This is a genomic window from Pirellulales bacterium, from assembly GCA_036267355.1.
Taxonomy (GTDB): Bacteria; Planctomycetota; Planctomycetia; order Pirellulales; family DATAWG01; genus DATAWG01.
In genome coordinates, this window is record DATAWG010000010.1 from 25117 (window position 1) to 34802 (window position 9686).

5 protein-coding genes are annotated in these 9686 nt (G+C 59.5%); 3 read left to right on the forward strand and 2 right to left on the reverse strand.

Annotated elements, in window-relative coordinates:
* The first annotated feature begins 97 nt into the window (after positions 1-97).
* Complete coding sequence (locus VHX65_02405) at positions 98-2812, forward strand: hypothetical protein (GenBank protein ID HEX3997380.1); 2715 nt, start codon at positions 98-100, stop codon at positions 2810-2812.
* Positions 2813-2868: 56 nt separating this feature from the next.
* On the opposite strand, the gene VHX65_02410 is transcribed toward VHX65_02405, so the two are convergent.
* On the reverse strand, positions 2869-6039 hold the full coding sequence (locus VHX65_02410) for a hypothetical protein (GenBank protein ID HEX3997381.1): 3171 nt from the start codon (positions 6037-6039) through the stop codon (positions 2869-2871).
* A gap of 618 nt (positions 6040-6657) precedes the next feature.
* The gene (locus tag VHX65_02415; protein HEX3997382.1) at positions 6658-7506 is read right to left on the reverse strand and encodes a sugar phosphate isomerase/epimerase; all 849 of its coding nucleotides are present in this window, start codon (positions 7504-7506) and stop codon (positions 6658-6660) included.
* Positions 7507-7975: 469 nt separating this feature from the next.
* Between VHX65_02415 and VHX65_02420 the strand changes: the two genes are divergently transcribed.
* The gene (locus VHX65_02420; GenBank protein HEX3997383.1) at positions 7976-8890 is read left to right on the forward strand and encodes an alpha/beta hydrolase; all 915 of its coding nucleotides are present in this window, start codon (positions 7976-7978) and stop codon (positions 8888-8890) included.
* Positions 8891-9095: 205 nt separating this feature from the next.
* Positions 9096-9686 (forward strand): nitroreductase family protein (locus VHX65_02425; GenBank protein ID HEX3997384.1); only part of this gene is annotated, 591 nt, incomplete at its 3' end.

The following is a 9686-nucleotide window of genomic DNA, read 5'->3' on the forward strand; positions in this document are numbered from 1 at the left end:
GAACCCACCGACCGCGGCCGCTTCGCTGCCGTTTCGAACGGCGTTTGCGATTCCGCCGATAGCTGTTCCGCCCAATCTTTCCCACCCGTGAGTTGCCATGAATTTCTCGCCTGTTGTGCGCCGCATCTTGGTTGGTTCGATCGCGATCGTTGCAATAGTCAGCTTATTGCCGTCGCATGGGTTTGCCGAAACGATTTGGCTCGAAGGGGAAAAGCCGGTTCATTCGACGATGAATCGGCATCCATGGTGGTACGACCAAGTGAAGCGGGATCAGTTTTCCGGCGGCGATTTCATCAGCAATTTCAGCGACAAGAAAGCCGGCGAAGCGGAATACGAATTCAAGGCCGCCAAGGCCGGCAGCTACGAATTTTGGGTTCGTGCCAATCCGATCGCGGCCAGCATGTCGTATCGACTCGATGGCAACAATTCTTGGACGCCCATCGATCTGAGCGAACACAAAGCCATCGATAGCCGCAACGTCGCCCTCGACGGCAAGCCCGACCTGCGGTTCATCGCCTGGTTCAAAGTCGGCTCGGTGAAAATTGCTGCCGGCAAGAATTCGATCCGCTTCCGCATGGACAGCAAGAACAGCAACCATGGCTATTTGGATTGCTTCGTGTTCTCGAACGACCATTTCCGGCCCAATGGCATCCACAAGCCGGGCGAAGCGAGCGGAGTGTCGAAGAACGCCGACGACAAGAATTGGTTTGCGTTCACTCCTCGCACCGATTTGCTGGATCGCCCCTCGGCGATCGATCTGCGCGATTTGAACGAGCGCTTCGCGGGCGAAGGGGGGTTTATCAAGACCGACGGTTCACGGTTCGTGCATAGCAAGACGGGCGAAGCGGTGCGGTTTTGGGCCGTCAATGGCCCCCCCGGCGACTTGAACGATCGCAAATCGCTCGGCGAATGCGGGCGCATTTTGGCGAAATACGGCGTGAATCTCGTGCGACTCCACTCCGGCGGATATGCCGATGCCGAAGGCAACGTCGATCTCGCCAAGGTGCGGCATGCGATCGATGTCGTCGAATCGATGAAACCGGCCGGAATTTACACGCACCTGTCGATCTATTTCCCGCTCTGGCTGAGCCCCAAACCCGACAATAAGTTTCTCACCGGCTACGACGGCAGCAAACACCCGTTCGCGGCGCTTTATTTCGATAAGCAGTTTCAAGCCCAGTATCGCGAATGGGTCAAAGCCCTGTTGACCACTCCCAGCCCGACGACCGGCAAACCGTTGATCGACGAGCCGGCCGTGTTTGGCATCGAAATCATCAACGAAGATTCGTATTTGTTTTGGACATTCAGCCCCGCGAACATCCCCGATCCGGAATTGAAGATTCTCGAATCGCAGTTCGGCGATTGGTTGAAGGCGAAACATGGCTCGTTGGAAAAAGCCCTCGCGGCCTGGAAGGGCCAAAAAGATGGCCGCGACAACCTGGCCGAGGGCCGCATGGGCTTTCGACCGTGGTGGAATATGTTCACCGAAAAATCGCCGCGCGATCGCGACACGGTGCGGTTTCTCGTCGAAAGCCAGCGCAATTTTTATGCCGACACGTACAAGTTCATCCGCAGCCTCGGCTTCAAGGGACTGATCACGGCCTCGAATTGGACGACCGCCAGCCCGCAGGTGCTCGGCCCGCTGGAAAAATACTCCTACACCGTCACGGATTTCATCGATCGCCACGGCTATTTCGACTGCAACAACAAAGGCGACAACTCCGGCTGGTCGATCCAAAACGGCCATTCGTATAGCGACCGCAGCGCGCTTCGCTTCGATCCATCCGAGCCAGGAAAGGCAAAATCGTTCGTGAATTCGGTGATGGATCCGAGCTACGACGACAAGCCTTCGATGATTTCAGAAACGACGTTCAATCGGCCAAACCGATATCGTTCGGAAGCGCCGCTGTACTATGCCGCCTATGGAGCGCTGCAAGGAAGCGATTGCATCGTCCATTTTGCGTTCGACGGCGATCGTTGGAGCGTCAAGCCGGGCTATTTCATGCAGCCCTGGAGCGTGATGACGCCGGCCATGATGGGCCAATTTCCTGCCGCCGCGCTCATCTATCGCCGGGGCTTGGTGTCGGAAGGGAAAATGCTCGTGAATTTGAATCTCAAACTCGACGATCTGCTGAATCTCGGTGGCACTCCGCTGCCGCAAGATGCATCGTTCGACGAACTGCGGCTCAAAGACGTTCCGCCGGGTACGCCCCCGAGCCCGACGAATGTGATCGATCCACTGGTTCATTTCGCGGGGCGAACGAACGTGAATTTCAGCAGCGAGCGATTGCCGAGCGAATTTTCCGATCTCCGGCGATATATTGATCGCGCCCATCAAACGGTCACGGCCAGCACGGGCGAATTGAAGCTTGACTACGGCAAGGGGCTTTTGGTTATCAACGCACCGGCGGCCCAGGGCATCAGCGGAGCGCTCGACGCTGCCGGCAAAACCGAACTCGCCGATCTATCGATCGCATCGAAGCTGCCGCTGGGGCACATCGTGGCCGTGAGCCTCGACGGCCAGCCGCTCGCCACGTCGAGCCGCATTTTGCTGCAAGCAATGACGGAAGAAAAAGCGACCGATTTCGAAACCGTTCCGCTTGGTGGCGGCGTGCAGCAGATCGTCGACATCGGCCATGACCCGTGGCTTGTGCATAACATCTCCGGCACGGTGCAATTCAAACGTCCCGATGCGGCGAGCCTCGAAGTCTTTGCGCTCGACCACGGCGGCGACAATCCGAAGCCCGCAGGCCACGCCGATTCAATCACGCTCCGGCCCGCGACGATTTATTATCTCGTGCGGACGAAATAGATCGACCGTGCTGTAGCTCGCGTGCGATCCACTCGTTTCCCCGGGTGATCGTCGAATTATTCGAGCCCTTGGGCGCCGGCGGTGCCGACGTCGAAGCCGCTGCGAGACAATCGCGGCTTGCCGAATGAGCGGGGCTCGATCAGCAGGCTGGCCCCCACGCTCCCCGTGCTGGCGTCGGCCGAAACGCCGATAGTGACCAAGAACGATTCGCCGATTCGCGTGAGCAGCAGGCTTCCCGTCAGGTCGTTGTTGGGAACGAGGTTGACCGACGTTCCAATCGTGGTCGCCCACTTCGGGCTCAGCCGATAAGTCACCGAGGTGTTGACGGTTTGCTGCGAAATCGGACCGCCGAGATAGAAGTAACCGACGTAGTAATTTCCTTCGTTCGTGCGATTCAGATACGCGCCGACGGTGAATTCGCGATCCGCATCGCCGAAGAAATCGGTGATGCCGCTGGAGACGACGGTCGTTCGATCACCGACATACCAGTGGAAATCATATTGGAATTGGCCGAGGCTCGCTCCGAAATTCTCCTTCGCATCGGGAAAGATTTCGATCTGGGTGTCGAGCGTAATCCAGTCGATGATGTGCTGATCGCCCGGCGCGCCCCGCTTCGTTTGCCAGCGCTGGTCGGCATCGAAGCGGATCACGGTCAAATCGCCCGCGATTTCCGTCGGCCCGGTCACCCATTCATCCGAACCGCGGCGCAGTGCATACAAGCGGGGATCGAATTGCAACGGGAAACCGGGCATCCCGATCGGCAGCGGCTCGCCGGCCGGAGTGCCAAACGTGTTGTACGCGAATCGCCGCTCGAAATGCTGGATCGATTCGTCATTGAGCTGGTCGTATAGCGGGAGCTTGAACAGATCGGCATCTCCATCGGTCGCCTGCGACGTGTTGGCATCGATCGAGAAGACGACCTTATGGGCGACGCCGTTCACATTGAACAGTTCGCTATGGATCGTTGGATCGACAGCCCACATCGGCATGCTCGCCCGCACGCCGAAAACGCCATACGCTCGGTTCAAATCCTGATGATCGAGATCTTCGTCCCAATGCGCCACTTCGGCCAGCACATAGGGCACGATTTTCACCACGCCGAGCTGCACCGGCGCATCGAGCTCCTGGCGGCTGGCTTCGCGCGATCCCTTCAATTCACCCGGCACTTCCCACGGCAACAGCGTGAACTTATCGGCATCGACCGGATCGGTCGGTTCCGATGCCGAACCTTGTTGGGCGTAACCGAGGCTGGTGTGTTCGTACCAAGTGAGCGTGTCGTCGAGCAGGGGCTGGCCGGTCCAGGTGTGGTCGATGCGGGGAAGCCACGACGTTTCGGTAAAGAACTCGTTGAGCCGAGCCGATCCGAACACGGTGAACGAACTATTGTCGGAGTTCTTCCGCAATTCGAAATCGGTGCTTTCATCTTTGCGCGCGTCCCACTCGCGCTGCAGATACTCTTCCAGGAAATTGCGATCGGAGATCAAGCCCACTTCGGTCGTGATTTGCCATCCTTCGGGCAGTTGCTCGCGATTCTGCTCCAAAAGCCGGCCGCGGTCGCGCGCCTCGGGCACCAGGTCGGGGCGGTCTGCGCCGAGGTTGTCGACGCCGTGGTCCTGGATGAAGAAAGCGTCGAACACGCCATACGTGTGCCCTGGGATGCCGAAGAAATTGTCGAGGTCGTATTTGTATTCGGTGCCTGCCGCCGGACCGCGCAGCCCCAGTTCGTCGAAGCTGACGTTCCAACTTGTTCCGTGCGGCGGATCCTTGATGCCGAAAAGTTGATACGCGTCGAACTTCGTAAAAATCTGGTTGCCGAACACCGAATCCGTCTTGATTTCAACTTCCTCGAGCAAAAAACCGTCCTTCAGATCGGTCGTGGCGTAGGGGAAATATCCGACCGGGATTCCCTGGACATAGGCCACGTCGTCGTAGCCGGTGATCCGCTGCTCGTGCTCGATGCGCGGTTCGCCGGTGCGCGGATCGATCACCGGATTACCGAACAGATTCGTTTCGGGATACTGCTTGTCGACAAACGTGGCCGTGGCGGCGCGGATGTCGTAGGTCGGGTCGCCCATGCGGCTGGTGGTGAAATCGGCGTTGGTGGCGACATAGCGGTCTTGCTCGACTTGCCGCAGCACCGATGCGCGAAATCGCACCAGCCCAGGATACAGTGTCGCATTCGGCAGCGGCGTGAGAATCTCGGCGTTCAATGACAGCCCGAAGTGCTGATTCACATCGTAAAACATCGCCTGCGATTGCACGATGCGCGTGCCCTGGCGGAAAACGACGTTGCCTTCCATGTAGATTTCCAGCGGCGTGTTTTCCGATTGCACATGCCCTTGGCCGCGGATCTCGGGCTGTTGATCGCCGGTGGTCCAAATCACCATCCGATCGGCCGACACATCGATCGAGCCGAAATCCTTCAAACCGTCGACGATCAGATTCACGCCGGAATTGATCACCGCCACGCGCTCGTTGGCGGGGCCGCTCGGCGCCCAGAAAATTTGCACCGGCATGTCGGTGCGGGGAAAAGCGCGAATTCGCCGAGCGCCGACCGGCGGCGCGGCCGGCGGCGGAACCCTTGTCCCGGGCGTCACCGGTTCGACAAATTGGGCCGGCTCGAGCTGCGACGGCTCGGCATTGAACGAAGACGTCGGTGCGCGATACGCGATCGCATGCACATAAACCGGCGGTTTCGGAGTCGGCTCCCGACCGATCGCTGTGGCATTGATTCTTACCGGCACCAGTGCGACCATCTGCCCCAGCCAATGATCGTCGGTCAATCGGCTGAGAACTGGCGCGACCGGGGCAGCGATGTATCCCTGCATCGACGATCCGTCGGGCGCTGGAGCAACGCCGCCAAACGGGGTTCCACTGTACGGCGGACCGTTGTACGGCGCTCCGTTATACGGCGGTGGAGACGCTCGAAATGCCGGTGGAATTCCGCCCCGCGCTCCGACAGCCGACACAACCGCAACCGGCGGTCCGAGCGTATCGACCGTCACATTCCCTTCGAGATAGACGGTCAGCCGTTGCGGCGAGAACTCGCCGCGGCCGGTCCGCTCGATCCATACGACGGCTTCCTTTCCGTTTGCCGCAAACGAGCCTTGTGTGATCGAGCAATTGCCGGATAGCCACCAAACATCATAAAGCCCTTCGCTCCAGTGTCGGGCCTGCTTTGCGTTGACGACCAACGGATCGTGCGGATCGGCAGGACGCACATCCATCTGCGCTTGGGCCGCGCCGGCGAGCGCGATGAGCCAAACCGCGGCGGCTATGAAGACGCAAGCGGCATTCCGAACGACAAGTCGCCACGATCGCGCGCCGCAGTCCACATTGCGACGGCTTCCGCGGCGCGCGTACGCGCTGGAAGATGCACAATCGATTCGCGCAGCGACATGGAATTGAGGCAAAGACCACCTTGCCGACGCGTAAGCCCGAGCGCGCGACCAACGGCCGAAAGCCGGACCCGCAAGACGAAGAGAGATAGAAAAGCCGTAATCAGAAAAGACTTAGCCCGAAAAAGCGGGCGGATTATAGCGCGAATCGCCCGCCGGAGCAAGGCAGGTTCAGCCTGACGGCAATCGATACAAATCATTGCAGACACATGATTTACAATGCGCATCGAGGATCGCGATTCACCACCGAACGGCCAAACTGCCGATAGCCCGCCGCGCTAGCAAGGAAGTTTGTTGACAGGGCTTCCGTACCAATTCCCTTGCTAGCGCTGCGGGCTTCGGCCAACCCGGTCGTTTAGAAAACGAAAAAGGGCGAGGCTCGCGCCCCGCCCTCTTTCAATTCAACCAATCGCAAATCGACGATCTGACGATCGCCGCCGGCCAGCGCTACTTCGCCAGCTTGTCGGCTTCGGCATAAAACCAGTCAACGCACTTCTGCAGCGTCGGCACGTCCCACGTGTATTCGTATTCGATGGCGATCGGGCCACGAAATCCCTTTTCCTTGAGAATTCTCAGCATCTCGGCGGCCTTGCTTTGACCGGTGCCCCAAGGCACATCGTGCCAGCCGTGCGAATTCGGGCCATCCGGCACGAGATCTTTGAAGTGCAGCGAATAGACCTTCTGACCATACTTCTCGAGCACCACGGCCGGCTCCAAGCCGCTGCGCCTCCAATGGCCGACGTCGGCGCAGAAGCCGATGTGCTTGAGGTCCTTGATCAGATCGTAGGTGTATTCCGGATCCCAATAGCGGCTCGGCTTGGGATGGTCGTGGATGGCTACCTTGATGTGATATTCGCCGGCCAACTTGTCGATCATCGGCAGGGCCCGCGGTTCCGGTTCGCTGACGATTTCCGTAATGCCCAATTTCTTGGCCCAGTCGAACAATTTGCGAGCCTGATCTTCTTGGCTGGAAATGCCGATCACGCCGGTATCGATGATCTTCACATCGGCGGCCTTGGCGATTTTGAGCATTTGTTTGATTTGGGCATCGGTCATTTCGGGGCCCCACTTCGGGCCGCCTTCCTTCGTCAGCGCCTGGCCCGGATAAATTTCGATATAGTGCAAACCGAGTTGCTTGGCGTAGTCGATCGATTTTTCGACGGTGCCATGGGTTGTCCACGATTGCAGCGTGAGTTCCCAGCCGAGCTTTTGGGCGCCGCTGGTGTCGGGCGCATCGGCGGCAAACGCGGGAACAGCGAGCAGGCTCAGCGCGAGCGCAGCAATGGCAAAACGCATGGGATTCTCCTGAGGCATAGGGGCGGGAATCGGAGGCAGGAACGAGCCGCTATTCTAACCACGAATTCTTCGTCCCGAAACCATGCAAGCCGCGCACGAATGAGAATTTCTACCACCGCGTGCCCTGTTGAAGTATTTCGACACGAGAATCTTCGTGTGCCACTGGCCAGCGAAGTCGGCCAGTGCGAGCGCCGCTGGAGTGGGCAATACGCTATTGCACGTTGCCGTTTGCCGAGTGTTCTCCTGCCAGACGCCTCCGAGCCGGAACGTCAACTCGCCGGCCGGCGCTGGCCGACTGCGCTGGCCAGTGCCACACGACCCAGCCAGTGCCACACCGACCAACGTGGCGGAGCCCGTGGGACACAAGCAATCACTCCTAGACAATGGTTGCGGAGTGGGGCGTGGCGAGAAATAATTGGCGCCTGCCCATTTACCGCCACGCTCCACCTCACCCACCGAGGACCTTGCCATGCGTTTGCGCCCGATTTTCTTGGCCTTGTTGTCGCTTTCGATCGTGCCCATGCTCGTCGTTTGCATTCGCGCGGCCGATGAAATCACCTTCGAAGAAGGCATCGAATATAGCAATCCCGACAATCAGCATTTGCAATTGAATCTGGCGACGCCGAAGCAGGCCGAGGCTAAATTGCCCGCCGTGATCTGCATCCATGGTGGCGGATTTCGGGCTGGTGATCGCAAGGATTACAACGGGCTGTGCAAGAAACTGGCCGCCCGAGGCTACGTCGCCGCGACGGTGACCTATCGGCTTTCGCCGAAGTTTCAATTCCCAGGGGCCGTGTTCGATTGCAAGGCGGCCGTTCGCTGGATGAAGGCCAACGCGGAAAAATACCACATCGACCCGGAGAGGATCGGCGTGCTCGGTGGCTCCGCTGGCGGGCATTTGGCGGAGTTTCTGGGCGTCACCGGCGATGTGCCGCGGTTCGAGGGCCCGCGATCGCCCGGCGATCCGTCGAGCCGCGTAGCGTGCGTCGTGAATTATTACGGTCCAAGCGATTTCACGAAGTCGTATGGCAAGAGCGTCGATGCGGCGGTCGTGTTGCCGATGTGGCTCGGCGGCGATTTGAAGCAGGCCTACCATCAACACGTGTTGGCCAGCCCGTTGAACTGGGTGACTCCGGATGCCGCTCCGTCGCTGTTGTTGCACGGCACGCTCGATCAGTATGTCGCATTCGAACAGGCGGTGTGGATGCGTGATCGGCTGAAAGCCTGCGACGTGGAAGTGAAACTCGTGCCGCTGGAAGGGGCGAAGCATGGATTCGGCGGCAAAGACGCCGAGCGGGCGGAAAAAGAAGCCTTCGAATTTCTCGACGCCCATTTGAAAAAGACATCGGCGAACGCCGCGGAAAAGGCGACCGCGGAAAAATAGCCGGCCATCGGTCCGCTTCCGTCGAGCGCTCCGGAGCCCGCAGCGCTAGCAAGGGAATGGTGTCGCCGTCGATAGGCGAACGCTCTCCCTTGCTAGCGCGGCGGGCTGCTTGCTTCTTCGCGATCCGATGCGGTAACGTATCGGCTACAGGCGGCGTCGAATGGGGGTTAATCCACTTCCGATTCACACAATCAAGGAGCGAGCAATGAGTCCCGCCGAAGCGATCAAGGCCGACCATCCGATCAATGAACTGATTGCGAACCGTTGGAGCCCCTACGCATTTTCCGATTCTCCGGTTTCGGCGGATGATTTGCGATCGCTCTTCGAGGCAGCTCGCTGGGCTCCGTCGTCATACAACGAGCAGCCGTGGTGCTACCTCGTGGCGACGAAGGATAATGCCGCGGAATTCGAGCGAGTGCTCTCGTGCCTCGTTCCCGGAAACCAAGCGTGGGCCAAGGCAGCCCCGGTCCTCGCGCTCGGTTGCACGCGATTGACCTTTGCCCGCAACGCGACGCCCAATGCCTGCGCGCTGCACGATCTGGGGCTCGCATCAAGTAATATTTGCTTGGAAGCGACGGCCCGCGGTATTTGCGTCCACCAGATGGTCGGCATTCTGCCGGAGCGGGCCCGGGAAATTTTCCAGATTCCGGCCGACGCTCAAGCATTGACCGGTTTGGCGATCGGCTACCCGGCCGACCCAAGCGTACTGCCTGCCGAACTCGGCCAGCGCGATCGGGCGCGCCGCGGCCGAAAGCCGATCGGCGAATTCCTCTTCACAGGCAAATGGCAGGCAACC